General features: G+C 54.2%; 18 protein-coding genes. 5 read left to right on the top strand and 13 right to left on the bottom strand.

Translation table 11 applies throughout. The features are described from left to right. Nucleotides 1-34: 34 nt before the first annotated feature. Complete coding sequence (locus tag ACN0UH_RS03395) at nt 35-1,048, top strand: DUF5924 family protein (protein WP_417660744.1); 1,014 nt, start codon at nt 35-37, stop codon at nt 1,046-1,048. A 28-nt stretch (nt 1,049-1,076) separates the two neighbouring features. Here the strand turns inward: ACN0UH_RS03395 and ACN0UH_RS03390 are convergent, their stop codons facing one another. The 6 genes from ACN0UH_RS03390 to ACN0UH_RS03365 all read right to left on the bottom strand — a co-directional run bounded on the left by ACN0UH_RS03390 (nt 1,077) and on the right by ACN0UH_RS03365 (nt 5,418). Next, on the bottom strand, nt 1,077-1,445 hold the full coding sequence (locus ACN0UH_RS03390) for a glyoxalase superfamily protein (protein ID WP_417660743.1): 369 nt from the start codon (nt 1,443-1,445) through the stop codon (nt 1,077-1,079). A gap of 19 nt (nt 1,446-1,464) precedes the next feature. Continuing rightward, complete coding sequence (locus ACN0UH_RS03385; RefSeq protein ID WP_417660742.1) at nt 1,465-2,694, bottom strand: nucleoside recognition domain-containing protein; 1,230 nt, start codon at nt 2,692-2,694, stop codon at nt 1,465-1,467. 444 nt (nt 2,695-3,138) lie between these two features. Further along, the gene (locus tag ACN0UH_RS03380) at nt 3,139-3,600 is read right to left on the bottom strand and encodes an inhibitor of vertebrate lysozyme family protein (protein ID WP_417660741.1); all 462 of its coding nucleotides are present in this window, start codon (nt 3,598-3,600) and stop codon (nt 3,139-3,141) included. Nucleotides 3,601-3,649: 49 nt separating this feature from the next. Further along, complete coding sequence (locus ACN0UH_RS03375; RefSeq protein WP_087514897.1) at nt 3,650-3,814, bottom strand: DUF1328 domain-containing protein; 165 nt, start codon at nt 3,812-3,814, stop codon at nt 3,650-3,652. Between the two features lie 236 nt (nt 3,815-4,050). Beyond that, nucleotides 4,051-4,485, bottom strand: coding sequence for a PA2169 family four-helix-bundle protein (locus ACN0UH_RS03370; protein WP_417660740.1), 435 nt, complete (start codon nt 4,483-4,485; stop codon nt 4,051-4,053). Between the two features lie 96 nt (nt 4,486-4,581). Next, the gene (locus ACN0UH_RS03365; protein WP_417660739.1) at nt 4,582-5,418 is read right to left on the bottom strand and encodes a BON domain-containing protein; all 837 of its coding nucleotides are present in this window, start codon (nt 5,416-5,418) and stop codon (nt 4,582-4,584) included. A 230-nt stretch (nt 5,419-5,648) separates the two neighbouring features. Here ACN0UH_RS03365 and algB point away from each other — a divergent pair, with 230 nt between their 5' ends. Both algB and ACN0UH_RS03355 read left to right on the top strand, forming a co-directional pair. Next, nucleotides 5,649-6,995, top strand: a complete 1,347-nt coding sequence (gene algB, locus ACN0UH_RS03360) for a sigma-54-dependent response regulator transcription factor AlgB (RefSeq protein ID WP_417660738.1) — start codon at nt 5,649-5,651, stop codon at nt 6,993-6,995. Beyond that, nucleotides 6,992-8,782, top strand: a complete 1,791-nt coding sequence (locus tag ACN0UH_RS03355) for a KinB sensor domain-containing domain (RefSeq protein ID WP_417660737.1) — start codon at nt 6,992-6,994, stop codon at nt 8,780-8,782. Before algB ends, ACN0UH_RS03355 begins: the two co-directional genes overlap by 4 nt. A gap of 105 nt (nt 8,783-8,887) precedes the next feature. On the opposite strand, the gene ACN0UH_RS03350 is transcribed toward ACN0UH_RS03355, so the two are convergent. The 6 genes from ACN0UH_RS03350 to ACN0UH_RS03325 all read right to left on the bottom strand — a co-directional run bounded on the left by ACN0UH_RS03350 (nt 8,888) and on the right by ACN0UH_RS03325 (nt 15,767). Then, nucleotides 8,888-9,073 carry a PA3371 family protein gene (locus ACN0UH_RS03350; RefSeq protein ID WP_417660736.1) on the bottom strand — a complete coding sequence of 62 codons (186 nt, stop codon included), beginning with the start codon at nt 9,071-9,073 and terminating at the stop codon, nt 8,888-8,890. 102 nt (nt 9,074-9,175) lie between these two features. Continuing rightward, nucleotides 9,176-9,436, bottom strand: coding sequence for a hypothetical protein (locus tag ACN0UH_RS03345; RefSeq protein WP_417660735.1), 261 nt, complete (start codon nt 9,434-9,436; stop codon nt 9,176-9,178). A gap of 193 nt (nt 9,437-9,629) precedes the next feature. Continuing rightward, on the bottom strand, nt 9,630-10,838 hold the full coding sequence (locus ACN0UH_RS03340; protein ID WP_417660734.1) for an ATP-binding protein: 1,209 nt from the start codon (nt 10,836-10,838) through the stop codon (nt 9,630-9,632). A 2-nt stretch (nt 10,839-10,840) separates the two neighbouring features. Continuing rightward, a complete protein-coding gene (locus ACN0UH_RS03335; RefSeq protein ID WP_417660733.1) occupies nt 10,841-11,449 on the bottom strand; it encodes a chemotaxis protein CheB in 609 nt (202 codons plus the stop codon). Continuing rightward, nucleotides 11,446-12,267 (bottom strand): CheR family methyltransferase, encoded by an 822-nt coding sequence (locus tag ACN0UH_RS03330; protein WP_417660732.1) that lies wholly within the window; start codon nt 12,265-12,267, stop codon nt 11,446-11,448. Before ACN0UH_RS03330 ends, ACN0UH_RS03335 begins: the two co-directional genes overlap by 4 nt. Further along, the gene (locus tag ACN0UH_RS03325) at nt 12,267-15,767 is read right to left on the bottom strand and encodes a response regulator (protein ID WP_417660731.1); all 3,501 of its coding nucleotides are present in this window, start codon (nt 15,765-15,767) and stop codon (nt 12,267-12,269) included. The genes ACN0UH_RS03330 and ACN0UH_RS03325 overlap by 1 nt, the downstream gene beginning before the upstream one ends. Before the next feature lie 238 nt (nt 15,768-16,005). Between ACN0UH_RS03325 and ACN0UH_RS03320 the strand changes: the two genes are divergently transcribed. Continuing rightward, complete coding sequence (locus ACN0UH_RS03320) at nt 16,006-16,404, top strand: response regulator (RefSeq protein ID WP_417660730.1); 399 nt, start codon at nt 16,006-16,008, stop codon at nt 16,402-16,404. Between the two features lie 117 nt (nt 16,405-16,521). Next, nucleotides 16,522-16,932 (top strand): DUF1330 domain-containing protein, encoded by a 411-nt coding sequence (locus ACN0UH_RS03315; RefSeq protein WP_417660729.1) that lies wholly within the window; start codon nt 16,522-16,524, stop codon nt 16,930-16,932. A 111-nt stretch (nt 16,933-17,043) separates the two neighbouring features. On the opposite strand, the gene ACN0UH_RS03310 is transcribed toward ACN0UH_RS03315, so the two are convergent. Continuing rightward, complete coding sequence (locus ACN0UH_RS03310) at nt 17,044-17,820, bottom strand: N-acetylmuramoyl-L-alanine amidase (RefSeq protein WP_417660728.1); 777 nt, start codon at nt 17,818-17,820, stop codon at nt 17,044-17,046. Between the last annotated feature and the right edge of the window lie 225 nt (nt 17,821-18,045).

The raw sequence follows: 18,045 nt of genomic DNA, 5'->3' as shown, positions 1-18,045 counted from the left end.
TGCCTCATGATTTTTTTGCTAATGCGACCCTTCAATGCAAGCTTGGACTAACCGCCTCACCCCGCTTATTGCCTTGGCTCAACGCCATCCCGGCCTCATCGCGATTTTTGGTTTTTGCTCTGGCGTTGCCAGCTTCTTTTTAGTTAAGCGCCAAGCTGAGCTAGCTCAGGTCCTGGCATTGGTGATGCTGGTGAGCTGGTTGTGGCTGGTGTTGGGAAACCTCTTGGGCGATCAGATCGCCAAATGGTTTGGGTTCAAAGTCCCGCTGCCATTGCTGCGCTATGCCACCCAGTTGATCCACCAGGAAAGCCTGTTCTTTGTTCTGCCATTCTTCTGGATTACCACAACCTGGAACAGCGGCCAGATGCTGTTTAGTGGTTTGTTAACGGTTGCTGCGTTGGTCTCGATCATTGACCCGCTGTACTACAAATGGCTCGCGCCGCGCCGCTGGCTGTACCTGATGTATCACAGCCTGACATTATTCGCGCTGCTGCTAACAGCGCTGCCTATCGTGTTCAAACTAACCACTGAGCAAAGTTACGAGCTGTCGCTGGCTATCGCCGCGCTGTTGTCTTTTCCGAGCCTGATGGGGATCATCACGTTCCAGCGCTGGTGGCGTGGCCTGCTACTTGTAGGTGCTACGCTGTTGTTGGTTGGATTCGGCTGGCTGGCACGGGTTTGGGTACCGCCAGCAACCTTGTGGCTCAATGAAGTAGCAGTGACGACCCAATTCAATGATCAAGAGCGCGCGCCAGGCAAGAGTCTTGATGAGCTGAGCGTGGCGGAACTACGCGCTCAGGGTTTGTATGCATACACCGCGATCAACGCGCCGCGTGGCCTCAATGAGCGTATTTATCACGTGTGGCGGCACAACGGCCAGGAAGTCGAGCGCATTGCGCTGGACATCCATGGCGGTCGGGAAAAGGGCTATCGGGCCTGGACGCACAAACAGAACTTCCCGGAAGATGCTACTGGCAAGTGGCAGATTCAAGTCCTCACCGAAGCCGGGCAAATGATTGGTGTGCTGCGCTTTCAGGTTGAGCCTTGAGTGAGTATACGGTGCGCAAGGCCGCGGATTAGCTCGGTTCTGACTCGGTAAACACCAAGCGATTGCCGAAGGGGTCATGCACGGTCATATCCCGCGAGCCCCACGGCGTGGCTTCGATGCCTGGCCTGGCGTTGGCATACTGTTTAGCCAACAGCTGTTGCTGATAAGCATCTAGCTCAGAGGTTTCAATACGCAGCGCTGCGCCCGGGCAGCAGTCGCCATGGTGTTCTGAAATATGCAGCAAGCAGCCGTCTTTCGATACCTGCATATAGAGCGGCAGATCTTCGCTGAAGCGGTGTTCGAAATCGAGCTTGAAGCCGAGAAAGTCGAGATAGAACGCCTTGGCTTTGGCGGCATCAAAGCTACGTAGAATGGGTATTGCTTGTTGTAAGGCCATAATCGTCACCTCTGAATGATTAACCAAAGAACCAGTAACATACGCTGATTGCCGCAACCACTCCGGCAAGCTCCGCCAGCAATGCGCAGCCAACAGCATGGCGCACCCGTTGGATGCCCACCGCACCAAAATACACAGCGACTACGTAAAAGGTTGTCTCGGTGCTGCCTTGAATGGTTGCAGCCACCAATGCAGGGAAACTGTCGACGCCTTGGCTTTGCATGGTTTCAATCAACATTGCCCGCGCCGCACTGCCTGAGAACGGTTTGACCATCGCCGTGGGCAGAGCTTCAACAAAGCGCGTGTCCCAGCCCGCATAGGTAAGGAGCCAGCGGATGCCGTCCAGGCCCATATCCAGCGCCCCTGATGCGCGCAAAACACCCACCGCGCAGAGCATCGCCACCAGATACGGCAGCAGGCTTTTGGCAACGTCGAAACCTTCCTTGGCGCCCTCAACAAACTCTTCGTACACCGCCACTTTTTTGTAGGCACCAAGGACTAAAAACAGCAGTACTACGCCGAACAAGGTGAGATTACCGACCAGTGATGAGAGGGCGGCCAGCGCCGTTGCGCTCATGCCGCCGAGCACCGCCATAAACGCGCCGAGCAGCAGTGCTGCCGGTAGCAGATAAGCCAGCACTACAGGATCCCACACACGTAGCCGCTGCATCGCTGCGACCGAGAGCAGGCCGACCAGGCTAGAAGCGCTGGTGGCGAGCAGGATTGGTAGAAACACCAGGGTTGGGTCGGGTGCACCTTGTTGCGCGCGATAGACAAAGATCGTTACCGGCAGCAAGGTCAATGACGATGCATTGAGGACCAGGAACAGGATTTGTGCGTTGCTTGCCACGGTCTTGCTCGGATTGAGCTCTTGCAGCGAGCGCATGGCCTTGAGGCCGATTGGCGTGGCTGCGTTATCCAGCCCCAGGCCATTGGCGGCGAAGTTCATGGTGATCAAACCAAGAGCAGGGTGGCCGCGTGGTACTTCCGGCATCAGCCGCGCAAACAATGGGCCGAGCATTCGTGCCAAGGCATCGACCAGCCCGGCTTTTTCGGCAATGCGCAGCATGCCCAGCCACAAGGTCAGGGTGCCAAACAGCACAATCATGACTTCGACTGACAGCTTGGCCATGGCAAACAGGCTTTCGACCATCGCCGCGAACACCGCAGGATCATCACCAATCAGCCAGCGCGACAGCCCAGCGACAGCAGCCACGATAAAAAAACTTAGCCACAGGCCATTGAGCATGCTTGGTCTCCCTCGTTCAATGCGCGAATAATAACGCGCCTTAAGGGCGACAGGGTCAGCATATGAGTCACGGGTGAGAAGTTACTGCGTTGCGCTTGAGATAAATCGCTGGCCGACCGGCGCTGTGATCAGCGCCTTGGCCTGCAATACCGCGGGGAGCGGGATGCATAAAACTAGGAACCTCTGAAAAACTACTGCGCTCGATATTGCTGCGGCAGCCGATGCTGGGGCAGCCCGTGCTGCGGCAGTCGATACTGCGACCCCGAAGGGGTGAGCAACGCGAATCAAATGCTCATTTACAGCAGTAAAGTCGAGCGCGACCCCGGTCGCCTTTAGCAGTTTTTGACTCGCTGGCGCTCGCCCTTCAGGCCAGCCTTTGGCTGTTACTCCTGTTGGTCGTTGCGCCTTGTCCTATCGTCGCTCGCTACCTTTTTCAGAGAATCCTTAGTACCAGTTCGGGTCTTTCTTCAACTGCTCAAGCAGCATCTCTTTAATTCCTTCGTCTGGCTCGCCCAGCCACTCTTCTGTGGCGTATTTGCTTGGGGCTTTATCTTTCGGCAAGGCCTCAGGCAGCTGTACGTAGAGGGCGTAAGCGTCGTCTTTGTCCCAGCTGAAGGCAACATACAGGCGCTGGTTGAAGCAGTTCTGCGCCTCACATATCTGGCCAACCAGGAACTTGTCGCCATCTTCTTCGAGCGCTTTCATCGGCGGCGCAACACCGTCGAGATTCATGATCCATTCTGGCAAACGTTCTTGGTGCTCAACTAAATCCTGCCAAGTTTCTTGGTATTGCGGATCAGTTTTAAGCAGCTCGTTGAGATGAAATTCGGTATCAGTGTCAGCGGCCAAGGCCGCTGCACTGCCGCCAAACATCAAGGCGGCAGTGAGCGTCTTGAGAACGTTCATAGTGGCTCCTTTATGCATGTGCTGAATCCTCAGTGTTTGACCTTAAAGGTCAGCCCCGCGGACGACGGCCCATGATGAACGAGACAACGAAGAGCACCAGGAACACAATGAATAGAATCTTCGCGATACCTGTTGCGGTGCCTGCGATACCACCGAAGCCCAATACTGCAGCGACAATGGCGATGATCAGAAAAGTAATTGCCCAGCTTAACATGGCGTTTCTCCTTGATTTTAGTGGGTCTAGCGGTACATCAGTTGTGACTAACCAAGACCATTGCAGAGGTTGTGCCAGCCTTGGTAAAAAATAAAATGCAGCTAAAACAGTAGCTTATAAAAAATAGTGAAAGCTTGAAGCGTGCATCCTGCATGGTTGCTCCTAGGGTTCAGGCTTATTGCACGATCAACCTGGTTAAAAAGCGGAGCGTCCTTGCTCCCCCATCACACACTTACTTACTGCATCGATTGCTTCAGGTTGCGCATGCGGTCATGGCATGCACGCACTTTCGGCATCTCAACAGCAAGTAAAGCTTTTACATCCGGCTCTGCGTCTTCAAGTGCATCTTCAAAGGCATGCAGGATCCGGTCTTCGGCTTCTTCGAGCTGGGAGACATAAGTCGCCTCTTCATCGCTCGATAACGTGGCGCGCGCGTCGGCGTAAACTTCACGCATCTTGCCCATCATGGTGCCGCCGGTTGCCGGAGTTTTATCGTTGGCTGCAACCTTGACTGCCAGCGCCTCGATGATTTGTGTTTTAACGGTTGAAAGATCACGGAACATGGTCTGTAAACGGACATCTTTCACTTCAGTGATCGCATGCTCGTAAAAGCGCTTACCGTCACGGGTAATTTCGATCAGTTCGTTCAGTTGTGCTGTTTTAGTACTCATGGTTTATCTCCTTCCATTTGACGGTTGGCCGGTTGGCCAGCGTCTGAAATCCGCACTTTCTAAATGTGCGCAATACTTGAATTAGCTTTACTTGAATTAGCTTTCGATCCGCAGGGCGTCAGCATCAACGCCACGTACGCCGCGGATATCGCGAGCGGTTTCAACCGCAAGGCTTTTGGCGGCGCTGCTCAATACCGTGCCGCTTAACTTGACCACGCCGTCGTTGGTCTCAACAGTGATGGCGAATGCATCAAGGTTGCGGGTATAGACAAAACTCGACTTAACTTTGCTGGTGATCCAGGCATCGCTAATGGCAGCGCTGGCATCGTCAGCGGCGTTTTGAGCCTCGGTCGCAGTGCTGTCGGCTTTACTGATGCTCAGGTGGTTGAACACCTCACGCACACCTTCGGTGTTTGCAGCTAAACGCCCGGCCAGTTCCTTGGCAGCAGGGGTTTTTGCGTTACCGCTGAGGGTGACTGCGCCTTCTTCGGTCTTGACGCTGATATCCAAGCCTTCAGTGTTGGTGTTCCAGAGCAACTTGGACTTAACTGTGGCGGTGATTCCCGCGTCATCCAAACGGGTGGCCAAAGCTTGTGAGTCTTTGCCATTTGGTTTGACTTTGTTGTCGATTTTGAGCTGGTTATCGACTTTCTTGATACCGTCGATACTCAGTGCAACCTGCTCAGCAAGATCGCGCTCAACGCTGCTTTCAACGGTGCCGGTCAGAATCGCGGTGCCGTTTTCAACCTCATTGTCGATGCTGAACGGATTAAGGTGGCGATTCAGTGCCATCGCGGTCCAGATCGAGCCTTCTTGACGTGCCTCACTCAGCTCTTGGCGCACATCTGCTTCTGCAGCATTGGCCGCCAGTGGGGTCAGGGCGAACATGCCAACTGAAGCTGTTGCCAGTACCAAATTCTTTAGCTTATGCATTCTGTTCCTCCATGCTTTGTTCAAGCAGTCCGCGTTAAGCGGTTGTTGGAAGTAACATCGCAAGCCCTGTGCCAGCTTTTTGATAAATATTTAATCTTTATAAAACAATAGGTTATGAGTTAAATAGACAGGGTGCCAGCATGCAGCCTGCAAGATAGAGTCATACTGGCCGTGCAACTTGCACGATTTCTCATTGACTAATCTATGCACATCTTGGATCGGAGCCTTTAATGGACGCAGTAGAAGCAAAAAGCGGTCGTATTTTGTTAGTTGATGATGAGTCGGCAATTCTGCGTACCTTTCGTTATTGCCTTGAAGATGAGGGCTATAACGTCGCAACCGCCAACAGTGCCGCGCAGGCAGAAGCCTTGCTGCAGCGGCAAGTGTTTGATCTGTGTTTCCTCGACCTGCGGCTGGGCGAGGATAACGGTCTGGATGTACTCGCCATGATGCGTGTGCAATCACCGTGGATGCGTGTCGTGATTGTTACCGCTCATTCGGCCATTGATACCGCAGTGGATGCAATGCAGGCTGGTGCTGCTGATTATTTGGTCAAACCCTGTAGTCCTGAGCAACTGCGGTTAGCCGCGGCCAAACAGCTCGAAGCCCGGCAAATGGCGGCGCGCCTTGAAACTCTCGAAGGCCAGGTCCGCCAGCGCAAACGCGATATCGACTCCAGTAGTCCATCAATGATGGCCGTGTTGGAAACAGCGCGTCAGGTGGCGGTAACCGACGCCAACATCCTCATTCTTGGTGAGTCGGGCACAGGTAAAGGAGAGCTGGCGCATGCCATTCATCATTGGAGCCGCCGGGCTAAAAAGAACTCGGTGACTATTAACTGTCCGTCGCTGACAGCCGAACTGATGGAAAGCGAATTGTTTGGGCACAGCAAAGGGGCGTTCACCGGCGCCAGTGAGAGCACGCTGGGCCGGGTTAATCAGGCTGACGGCGGCACACTGTTTCTCGATGAGATCGGTGACTTCCCGTTGAGCTTGCAACCTAAACTGCTGCGTTTTATCCAGGACAAAGAGTACGAGCGTGTAGGTGACCCGGTTACTCGCCAGGCGGACGTGCGCATTGTTGCCGCGACCAATCTCAACCTTGATGAAATGGTTCGTGAAGGACGCTTTCGTGAAGATTTGCTTTACCGACTTAATGTCATCACCTTGAAGTTACCGGCCCTGCGCGAGCGCACCGAAGATGTGCTGACCTTGGCGGATCGCTTCCTGGCTCGCTTCGTCAACGAGTACGCCCGTCCTGCACGCAGCTTCAGTGAAGAGGCGTTATCGGTGCTGGCCAATTATCCTTGGCCCGGCAATATCCGGGAGCTGCGCAATGTGGTTGAACGCGCGAGCATTATTTGTCAGGAAGAACAGGTGCAGGTCATTCACTTGGGCTTGACCGAAAGTGGCAATAATCAGGTGCCGCGTGTCGGTGGAGCCATGAGTCTCGAGGAGTTGGAGAAGAGCCATATTGCGGCAGTGATGGCCAGCAGTGAAACGCTCGACCAGGCAGCGAAGTCACTCGGCATTGACGCTTCCACCTTGTACCGCAAGCGCAAGCAGTACGATTTATGAAACTGCGCACTCGGTTATTCATCAGTGGCAGTGCGCTGCTGACTGTGGCGTTGATTGGTTTGATTTTTGGGATGATCAGCGTCTGGCAGATCACCCGCGTGCAAAATCAGGCGATGACGCGCAACCTCGACATCATCAATGCCACGCTCGGCTTCCGACAGGAGATGGGCACGCAGGTGATCCTGCTGCTTGAAGATGAGCTGGATCCGCTGGCGATTAAAGAGTCCAATACCCGCTTTCATCGTTGGCTGGCCATTGCCAGACAGTACAGTGTGACGGATGAAGATCGTCAGGCGATTGCTGAAATTTCCAGCGCTTATGAGTTGTTCGGCAAGATGCTCGACTCACCCGCCAGTCTGCGCCGCAATCTGCTGAACAACGATGAATTTACCCGCGCGTTGCAAGGTTTGCGTGACCACATTAATGGGGTGCAGCTGCGTTACGTTGATGCCGTGCAAAATGCTCAGGAAGTTTCGCGAGAACGAGCTACGGTGGTAACGGTACTGCTCGGTTTGATTGGGTTGGCTTTGCTGATCATTGGCTTTATCACCGCACACAGCATCGCCAGGCGGGTGGCTCAACCGATTGAGTCACTGGCCAGTGCGGCTGACCAGATTGGCCAGGGTGATTTGCACGTTTCTCTGCCACAGTCCCCGGTTGCCGAGCTGGCGGCCTTGAGTCACCGCTTCGGGCTGATGGCGGACTCCTTGCGCCAATTCAAGAACAGCAATGTTGCCGCCTTAATGGCTGAACAGCAGCGTTTACAAGCGGTGCTCGACAGTATCGATGACGGTCTTTTGATGTTTGATCGCAACGGTTTACTTGAGCACTTCAACCCGGTTGCTGGGCGCCAGCTTGACTGGAGTCAGCAGCGTATTGGTGAAAGTCTCGATCAGGCACTGCAAAAAGAGGGGTTTAACGCACAGATACAGACTGTTTTGCAGGGTAAAACCTTGAAGTCGGCACTCGATGATCTGCAGGTTTATGTGCAAGGTGAAAACCGTTTGCTGAGCTACAGCCTGACGCCGGTAAGCCAGGAACAAGGCGGTATTCTCGGTGCAGTGATGGTGTTGCGTGATGTCACCAAGCAACGGGCATTTGAGCAGGCGCGCAGCGAGTTTGTATTACGCGCCTCGCATGAGTTGCGCACGCCAGTGACAGGTATACACATGGCTTTTGCGCTGCTCCGGGAGCGGCTCAAATTTGATCCACAATCCCGTGAAGAAGACCTGATGCAAACCGTGGACGAGCAGTTGCAGCGGCTCGTGGATCTGATTACCGATTTACTGAATTTTTCACGTTATCAGAGTGGTGTGCAAAAGCTTGAGCTGGCTCCTTGCAACATGGTCGATCTGGTCAGTCAAACCGAACAGCGCTTCGCCAGTGAAGCGGCTGAAAAGGACATTAAGTTAACCTGTGAAGCTGATGATCATCTGCCCGAGGTACCGCTAGACCGTGGCCAAATTGAGCGAGTGCTCGACAACCTGATGGCCAACGCCTTGCGTCATACAGCGGCAGGCGGCGAGATTCTGCTCAATGTGCAGATTGAACAGGAAACCCTGATCATTTGTGTCAAAGACGATGGCGAAGGAGTGTTGTTCAGTCAGCAGTCACGAATCTTCGAGCCCTTCGTACAGGTTGGCAAACGCAAGGGCGGGGTGGGGTTAGGGTTGGCGCTGTGTAAGGAGATTGTGCAACTTCATGGTGGCCATATCAGTCTGGAGTCGAAACCGGGAGAAGGTGCGCTGTTCTGCATCAATTTGCCGATTCATTCCCTGGATGAGTGATCCACAAAAAAATGCCGGATACCCATTGAGGGTATCCGGCATTCAGGAAATGGGTGTTCGTAAAGTTTGACTATGGGCTGAGTTTCAAGGCCCTGACGGGGTGACTCAGCGCAGCACCGGGTCAAATTTGATCCGCCGGCCTAATGCCAGCGCTACGATCGATGCGCACAGTGCAAGCGCGAATGTGCACTTAAGCACAGCGCTGCTTTCACTGCCGGAAAAAACATCCATCAGTAATACAGTACCGCTCAAAACAGTCAGGACCAGTAATCCCAATGCAGTCTTTGACATAACGCCTCCAGAGCTTTTGACTTGCTACTCAGTCTGTGCGCCTTGCTTGTACGAGCTGTCATTGCTCGTCTTGGCGCTTGATGGTTTCGGTAATGCAGTGGCTTAGAACACCCAGCGCTGATTGGCATAGGGTATTGGCTCGGCCTGGAAGGCTGGCTGCTGCTTATCTGCCTCCGTTGCGGGCAAGAACGCAGCGGTGCGTGCCGCGGAATTGGCAAATGGCTGGTGCTGAAAGGTTGGCGCTGACTGCACCTTGATCTGGGCGTTAACCTTAGCGTCGGTATCCAGAGTCGAAGCGCTTGATGCAACAGCACCGCTGATCACAACTGCTGCAGCACTAAGCAAGTTCAGTACAGTATTCATCACGGTTGCACCCTATTGGATATTTTAATATTGAAGGGTGTTTTGCAGGCAGCGTGCCAAAACGGATCTACAATTAAATCCTTATAAATCAATAAGTTAATTGATTATTTTGGATCAGGGCTATTGCAGTTTGCATGATTGCCAATTGCAGGCATTGCAAATTGCACGGTCTGCCTGCTTTTTGCCTTGATCCTCAGCTATCACTGGGCGAAGTGCTTGCCTGCAGCGGCAAGGTGACGGCAAATGTAGCGCCTTCACCTTGGGAACTTGTAACGCTGATTTGCCCTTGATGGGCGGTGACGATTTGTTCGGTGATAAACAGTCCAAGACCCAGGCCTTGAGCAGACTTGTTAGCGTTTACCCGTTCAAACTGTTCAAAGATACGTTGCTGATCCTGCTCGGAGATGCCGATGCCGTGATCCTGAACCTGCAGATAGGCGAATTGGTCGTCGGCGAACACCCGCACGGCAATCGGTTTCTTGGCGCCGTAACGCATGGCGTTGGTCAGCAGATTGATGATTACCTGTTCAATCCGAAAGGCGTCCCAGGTGCCGACAACACCGCGGGCAATATCGCTGCTCAGCGTGCAGCCAGATTCGCTGAGTTGAGCGCTGTAGCGATCCAGCACCTGCTCGACTAAATCGCTAAGATCAACCTCTGCACGCCGTATCGACAGTTTGCCGGTGCGAATGCGTGAAACATCGAGAATATCTTCGATCAAGCGGATGAGGCTAGTGATTTGTCGTTCATCACGGGCGTTCATCAACTGTAATCGGTCCGCACTGAACGCTTGCATATTGCCGTTTTCAAGATGCATTTTGCGCAACTGGTTGTCGAGGATCAGGCCATTGAGGGGGGTGCGCAGCTCGTGGGAAACGATCGACATAAAATCATCACGCATCCGAACGGCAAGCTTCAGCTCTTCTTGTGTGCTGCGTAATTCACTGAGTAGGGTTTCTTGCTCGCGGCGGCTCTGTTCCAGCGCTTTGACCTGAATGTTGATGGCTTGGCGTTGGCGGTCCAGGTCAGCGAAAACCGCAACCTTACTGGTTACAGCCTGGACATCCAATGGCTTCTGCAGGAAGTCCACAGCGCCGGTCTCGTAGCCTTTGAAGGCATAGTTGAGTTCACGGCCAGCGGCGCTGACAAAGAAGATCGGGATGTTCTTGGTTTTTTCCGTACCGCGCATCAACTCTGCCAGTTCAAAGCCGTTCATATCAGGCATCTGTACATCGATAATCGCCAACGCAAATTCGTGCTGCAGCAATAGCCCCAGTGCTTGTTCACCGCTGCTGGCGTGGAAAATCTGCCGGCCTTCACCGCGAATCAAGGCGTCGAGTGCCAGCAAGTTCTCTGGGATGTCATCGACTATGAGTAGTTTTGTAATGATCTTGCTCAGCATGCTTAAGCCGCTTCCATTTCAACGAGCAGCGCTCGAATTTCCGCCAAGTCGGCGATTACGTCTGGTTGATGCAAGGCCAGCGCCGCCAACGGCATGGTCGGAACCTGTGCATCTTGTGGGTCTTGCACCACGGTAAAACCGCCAAGCCGTTTGATTGCCGTCAGACCTGCAGCACCATCTTGATTGGCACCCGTCAACAAGATGCCTGCCAGGCTGGAGCCATAGGCATCAGCCGCAGACTCAAAAAGGAAATCAATCGAGGGGCGTGAAAAGTACACCGGTTCCTCGCGGCTATAGGAAAAGCTGTGATCGGCCTCGACCGATAAATGATAGCTAGGTGCGGCGAAGTACAAAGTTCCGGCTTGCAACGGCTCAAGGTTCTCTGCTTCTTTGGCGGGGAGGCCCAGGCGTTTGCTCATGACTTCTGCCAGCGAGCTCTGGCGGTTATCCGGCAGGTGTATAACCACGGCAATGGGCAGCCTGAAGTTGGCTGGCAAACCGGAAAAAATCGTCAGCAAGGCACTGACGCCACCGGCAGATGCACCGACCACCAGTGCTTCGATCGGTGCTGGGTGCGCGGCAAGTGCTTGTTGCCAAATACGCGGGTTCATAGTTTCCGGAAAACCCGTTCGGCCCGGCTCAGCGCTTCAAAGCTGCGTGCATAGGCTGAGAAGTCGATGCTTTCCTTGCTGCCTAGGCCAAGAAAACCACGGTGGCAGAGTGACTCATGGAATAAACCAAGTGCCCGGTCCTGCAGCGGCTTGTTGAAGTAGATCAGCACGTTGCGACAGGATACGAGATGAGTTTCGGCAAACACCGTGTCAGTGGCCAGGCTGTGGTCGGCGAAGGTGATATTGGCGCGCAATGTCTTGTCGAACAGCACCCCGTCGTATGCTGCGGTGTAATAGTCCGAGAATGATTTAAGACCACCGGCCTGCTGGTAGTTCTCGGTGTAGCTGCGCATGTTGTCCAGACTGAAGATGCCGCGCTCGGCACGTTCCAGGGACACCGGGTTTATATCAGTTGCATAGATGATCGAGCGCTCAAGCAAGCCTTCTTCCTTGAGCAAAATTGCCATGGAATATACTTCCTCGCCGGTGCTGCAACCCGCAATCCAGATTTTCAGCGACGGATAGGTGCGTAGAATCGGCATCACATTCTGGCGCAAGGCCAGAAAGTAACTGGGATCGCGAAACATCTCACTGACCGGGATGGTCAGGTACTGCAACAGCTGCATGAATACGCCCGGCTCATGCAGCACTTTCTCTTGCAACGCCGAAATGCTCTGGCATTTGAGCTGGACCAGCGCATGGCGCACACGCCGCTTGAGCGAAGCTCCGGAGTAGTCGCGAAAATCATAGTTGTACTTGAGGTAGATGGCCTCGACCAACAGGCGCAACTCAATATCGCGGGTTCGCTCAGGCGCCATTAAATTCGTTCCAGTTTGGGCATCCATACCCGGATCAGAGAGAACAACCGGTCAAGATCAATGGGTTTGGCCAGGTAGTCGTTGGCACCGGCTCGCAAGCAGCGATCCTGGTCGTCCTTCATGGCTTTGGCGGTCACCGCAATAATCGGTAGTTTGCGCCAGCGCAGGTCCTTGCGAATAATTTCGGTGGCTTCATAGCCATCCATTTCCGGCATCATGATGTCCATCAACACCAGGTCGATATCGTCAAACTGATTAAGCTTTTCAATCGCCTCGCGACCGTTACAACCGACCTCGACCACCGCACCTTTTTGCTCAAGGGCGCTGGTCAGGGCGAAGATATTGCGCACGTCATCATCGACCAGCAGGATGCGCCGACCTTCAAAGACCTTGTCCCGGTTGCGCGCCGTCTTGAGCATGCTTTGGCGCTCTGTGGATAACTGCGACTCGACCTTGTGCAGGAACAATGTCACTTCATCGAGCAGGCGCTCCGGTGAGCGCGCGCCCTTGATGATGATCGACTTGGAATACTTCATCAGATCCGCTTCTTCATCGCGGGTCAGATTGCGCCCGGTATAGACGATGACGGGTGGAAAGGCGCAAATGTCCTCGGAAGACATGCGCTTGAGCAACTGGTTGCCCTGCATGTCTGGCAGTTTGAGGTCGATGATCATGCAGTCGAAAATCGTTGTGCGCAGCAGTTCAAGCGCCTGTTCACCAAACTCGACTGCGGTGATCTCAATATCATCGTCACCAATCAAATGAGCGATGCTCTCACGTTGCAAGGCATCGTCTTCGACCAGCAGTACCCGCTTGACCTGCTGGGAAAGCTTGGCCTCAAGCTTGGCGAATACATCCTTGAGGTGTTCGCGGGTGGTGGGTTTTACTGCATAGCCAATGGCGCCCAGTTGCAGCGCGGCTTCCATGCGGTCTTCAACCGAGATCACATGAACGGGGATATGCCGGGTCAACGGGTTGTTTTTCAAGCGCTGCAATACCGTAAGGCCAGATGCATCGGGCAGGCGCATATCGAGCAGAATGCCTTGTGGCAACAGCTTCGACGCCAGTTCCACCCCTTCGTCTGCGCCATGGGCGACCAGGCAGTTGTATTCAAGTTCGTGGGCCAGGTCATAAAGAATCTGCGCGAACTTGGGTTCATCCTCAATCACCAGCACGCAACGTCCAGCCGCTGGCAGTTGGTCGCGGTCATCGGCGAAGCTCGGTAGCTGTATCGGCGCGGTCACTGTGGGTACAGGCACAGAAGCCTGCGCGACAGTGATGGGCTGTTGCACCTCAACCTCGACACGTGGGCCGGTGTTTGCACTGGCCGCAGTTTCGTCATAGGTCTCTGGCAGCAGCAAGGTAAAGGTGCTGCCTGCGCCCGGCTCGCTGGTGATGCTGATCGAGCCGCCAAGCAATGTTGCCAGGTCACGAGAAATGGAAAGGCCCAAGCCGGTGCCACCGTAACGCCGGTTGATTGCGCCATCGGCCTGGCGAAATGCTTCAAAAATGCTTTCTTGCTGCTCTTGGCGGATACCAATGCCGGTGTCCTGGACGGCGAACGCAATACCGGCGCCAGGTTGGCGGCTCACGGTTAGCACTACGCGGCCTTTCTCAGTGAATTTGATCGCATTTGACAACAGGTTCTTGAGGATCTGCTCAATGCGCTGCTGGTCACTGACCATTTCGTCCGGCACGCCTGCCAGTAGCTGGATATCGAATTCAAGGTTCTTGTCGTTGGCCAGCGGTTCAAAGACGTTGCGCATGCTCTCGATAACGCGCTCGACCTTTAGCTCATGCAGGTGAACTTCAAGCTTGCCGGCTTCGACCTTGGAAATATCAAGGATGTCATTGATCAGGTTGAGCAGGTCGTTGCCTGCTGAGTAGATGGATTCGGCAAACTTGATCTGCTCGTCGCTGAGGTTACCTTGCGGGTTGTCCGCCAGCAGCTTGGCCAGGATCAGCGAGCTATTGAGTGGTGTGCGCAGCTCATGCGACATATTGGCGAGGAATTCGGACTTATACAGACTGGCGCGTTGCAGCTCTTGGGCGCGTTCCTCCAGCAGTATCTGAACCCGACCCAGTGCGGTATTGCGTTCGTCGAGTGCGTCACGCTGATCTGCCAGCGTCTGGGTCTGCTCCGCCAACTGCTCGTTGGTTTGTTCAAGTTCTGCCTGCTGGGTTTCAAGGTGCGCCTGCGACTCCTTGAGCACTCGTGACTGCTCCTCCAACTCCTCGTTTGCCGTGCGCAGCTCTTCTTGTTGCACTTGCAGCTCTTCGTTCAGTTGCTGGGTTTCCGAGAGCATTTCCTGCAGGCGCTGGCGATTGCGTACCGAGTCGATGGATGTACCAACTGGCTCGGCGATCAGCTTGAGAAACTCGCTCACGCGCGGATCAATCGGCTTTAAAAAGCCCAGCTCGAGTACGCCATTGACCGTGTAGCCGTTGCTGATCGGCAGCAGCACAATACTGACCGGCGACGTGCTGCCCAGTCCGGAGCTGACTTTCAGGTAGCCATTGGGCAGGTTATCCAGTTGCAGGAGTTTGTTTTCGCTGGCGGTTTGGCCAACCAATGACTCGTTGCTGCTGAAGTCTTGCGCGGCATTTTCCAGCTCTCGGCTGAAGCCGTAACTGGCGATCCGGCTGATGTCGCCTTGTTCTGAGCGTACATAGAAGGCGCCAACCGCGACGTTCAGGTACGAAGCCAGGCAATTGAGTACATTGCGTCCCAGCGTCTGCAAGTTCGCCAGGCCAAGAACTTGCTCTGCCAACAAGCTTTGGCCATTACTCAGCCAGGCTTTTTGCTCAATGAGTTCAGTGCTTTGGCGCTGTTGTTCGAGGATCTGCGCATGTTGCGCCGCCAACCCAAGCAGGTCTCGACGACCAAAATAGGCCAGTAAACAGCTCAGCGTCAGGCTGCCCAATATGTAGAGCAGCACATACAGGGTGACTGAGTCGTTGACCTTCTGGCTGCGCAGATGACGACGCTGCTGCTCGACTTGGATAAAGCTGTCGTATTCCTCACGGGTGCTGTCGGTAATATGCTTGCCACGGCCTGAGCGCACAGAGTTTCTGATGTCGGCATTTTCCTGACGCAGTTTGATCAGCCCCGTCGCGTAACTGTCCCACTCCTCATGCAAGGCTTGAATGCGTTCTAAGCGCGCACTCTGATCCGGATCGTCCTTGACCATTGCCTTGAGATTTTTTAACTCTACTTTGATCAGTGGTCTGGCTTCTTCGTAGGGCTGCAAGAAGTCGTTGTCACCGGTGATCAAGTAACCGCGCAGCGATGTCTCCAGATCGATTGTCAGCTTGATCGACTGGCTGGCGCTGCTTATTACCTGCTCGGTTTGGTCGGCGGATTTTTGCGTGTTGATCAGGTAGGCGATTAAACCAATAAAAAATAAGGCAGTAACCAAACCGATACCGAGTGGCAGCGCAATATTGCGGCGAACTAGCTGGTGAAAACTCTGCTCGCTGTTCGGTACTGACGTGGTCATGGTTTGCCCCAAGCTTAAAAAATCAGATTTTGCAGGAGTATGCGTAAATAATCATACTTAAGAACAGTGACTAATGAGAAAATGCGCGAAACACGCCAAGCCAGTCCAAGTGGATTGGCTTGCGCCGCTCAGGTCATGACAGCGCTGTGCGAGTAGCAGGCGCCAACGCAATTCGTTTCACTGAAGACCCTAACCTACAAAAAAATTCGCCGTTTGGCGCAAACGACAAGGCCTGCATATGCAAAATAGGACCGACGCCTTCAGTGGAAATCTGCATACCATTCTAGTGGTTGAAGATGATGCGGTGGTCAGAGCTTTGACCCGCGAAGTACTTGAGGCGTTCGGCTATCAGGTGTTCGCTGCTGAAGATGGCGGTACGGCCTTGAATATTCTGCGCGGTGAACAAGCATTGAGCCTGCTGATGACCGACATTGGCTTGCCGGATATCAGCGGCCTTGAGTTGGCCGAGCAAGCGTTGACATTGCGACCTGATATTGCGGTTTTGCTTGCCAGCGGTTGCGACACCCAAGAGCATCAGAGTATGCGCGACACTGTGGGTAATGGCGTAGTCGCCACTATCACCAAACCCTTTCATCTGGATCAGTTGCGCAGCGTTCTCCAGAGCATGCTTGCTTAATTACGCGCGAGGATTGTGCGCTCTGCTGGCAGTCGCCCCATAAGCCCGATCAATTAGCCTTGACCCTCGCGCCGGGTCAGGCATTGTCGGCTTAATATCGTTGGGGAAAACTAATTTATGCCAAGCCTTAACCCAAGTCGTGAGCAACTTGCTGCGTTTGCCGAGCGCATGCCCGACAACACACCGATCCTGATGCTTAATCTGCTGCGCTTTAATGCGCAAGCCAGTTATCCCGAGGGCAGCGAGCACACGCCATGCAGCGGCCAGCAAGCGTACGCGACATACAGCAAGACGGCCCTGAAGAAAGTGCAGGGTGTAGGCGGCAGTGTTGAGTTGTTGGCCAATGCCCATGTCGCGCTGATCGCGCCGGGCGATGAGCACTGGGATCAGATGTTGTTAGTGCGCTACCCGTCGAAACAAGCGTTTCTGAGCATGATCAATGACCCGCAATATCAAGCCGTTACCGTACACCGCACAGCTGCTCTGTCTGACTCGCGCCTGATTGGCACCACTGCTGTAACCCAATAACCGCCAAGCTTCAACTCGCAGGGGCGGCTAGCAGTTTGGGGTGCCATGCGCAGGCGGGTTCTTTGTGAGTGTGTGGCGGGCAGGCTTCGCCTTGCCACACCTCGCACATTTTCAAAGTTTGCTGTTCAGCACCAGCAGCATGGCGGCGGTTTCAGCATCCGCTTGGCCAGCATAATTGCTTGGCCGATACTTCATCTGAAATGCGGTGAGCACTTTGCGGGTTTGCGTATCGAATTGGCCGTTCTCGATGATCTCATAGCCCTGACGTGCCAACTGGTGCTGGAACCAGGCGATGTTCGGTAAGTTGGCCGCCAGTTGCAGTTGTTTACGCGCGACTTCGTTGGCATCCGGCCACGGCACCAAGCCTTCATCGGCGAGGCGTTTCCACGGGAAGTACGGGCCTGGGTCAACCTTGCGCTGCGGCGCCACATCGCTGTGCCCGATAATGCTGCCAGGCGGAAGCTCGTGACGTTTAACTATGTCTTTGAGTAAAACGATCAGCGCTTGAATCTGGGCCTCCGTATACGGCTGCCAAACCCGGCCAGAAGACGTGTCGGTGTAACCCTTGTTGACCATTTCAATGCCGATTGTAGTGCTGTTGAGCCAGGTTCGGCCTTTCCACGAACTGACTCCGGCATGCCAGGCGCGGCGGTTCTCATCAACCAGTTGGTAGATGGTAGCGGGGCTCGAGTCGATCAAGTAATGGCTGCTGACATCTTGAGTGGTAAGCAGCTCCAGGGAGCGGGACAAATTGGTTGAGGTGTAGTGCAGCACTACAAATTGCACGCGACTGTTTTGTCCGGTTGCGCTATAGCTTTTGTCGATGCTCGGGCCGCTGGTGCAGCCAGCAAGTAAGATCAACATCAGGGTGACACAGAATAATTTCATGGTTTGATATGTCATAGATTTTGCGGGCTGTTCAGAGGCGGCTTAGCGGCGGACAGGTCATTCTGCATGAGGCGTATCAGGCGCATGGCAACAACGATCGCCGAGGTCTCACGCCCCCGGCTTGCGCCAAGCCTAGCTTGGGATCGACGTTTGGTAATGTAGAAATGTAAGTCGCGATGTTAGCGAGTGGGTCAGTCGCCAGAGCTATCAAAACCGGGAGGCGTA

The organism is Pseudomonas sp. (assembly GCF_048265905.1).
In the GTDB taxonomy this organism is placed as follows: domain Bacteria; phylum Pseudomonadota; class Gammaproteobacteria; order Pseudomonadales; family Pseudomonadaceae; genus Aquipseudomonas.
This window is presented reverse-complemented; position numbering and strand designations above follow the sequence as displayed.